Origin of the sequence: Roseomonas sp. 18066 (assembly GCF_902706185.1) — a bacterium.
Lineage (GTDB): Bacteria > Pseudomonadota > Alphaproteobacteria > Acetobacterales > Acetobacteraceae > Pseudoroseomonas.
The window spans coordinates 1-420 of record NZ_CACSJM010000384.1 but is presented as its reverse complement, the minus strand read 5'-3'; the positions used below and the strand labels follow the sequence as shown (position 1 = coordinate 420).

At 67.6% G+C, this 420-nt stretch carries 1 protein-coding gene; it reads right to left on the bottom strand.

Annotated elements, in window-relative coordinates; all coding sequences use genetic code 11:
- Positions 1-420: ABC transporter permease subunit (locus GVN67_RS29345; RefSeq protein WP_160000794.1), on the bottom strand; the 420-nt coding region annotated here is incomplete at both ends.

Here is a 420-nt window from a genome sequence, read left to right as displayed (position 1 = left end):
AAGCAGCACCAGCGTCTGGATGACGGGGTAGTCGCGCATGGTCACGGCATCCACAAGCAGGCGGCCGAGGCCGGGCCAGTTGAAGACGGCTTCGACCACGATCGAGCCGCCCAGCAGGAAGCCGAACTGCAGGCCCATCATGGTGACGACCGGGATGAGCGCATTGCGCAGGCAGTGCTTGAGCACCACGGTGCGCTCGTTGAGGCCCTTGGCGCGCGCGGTGCGCACGAAGTCCTCCTGCACCACCTCGACGAAGGAGGCGCGGGTGAAGCGCGCCATCACCGCGGCCACCGCGGCACCCAGCGTGATCGAGGGCAGGATGTAGTGCTTCCAGCTGTCGGCGCCCACGGTGGGCAGCCAGCCCAGCTGCACCGAGAACACCTGCATGAGCGTCATGCCGAGCGCGAAGGCGGGAAAGGA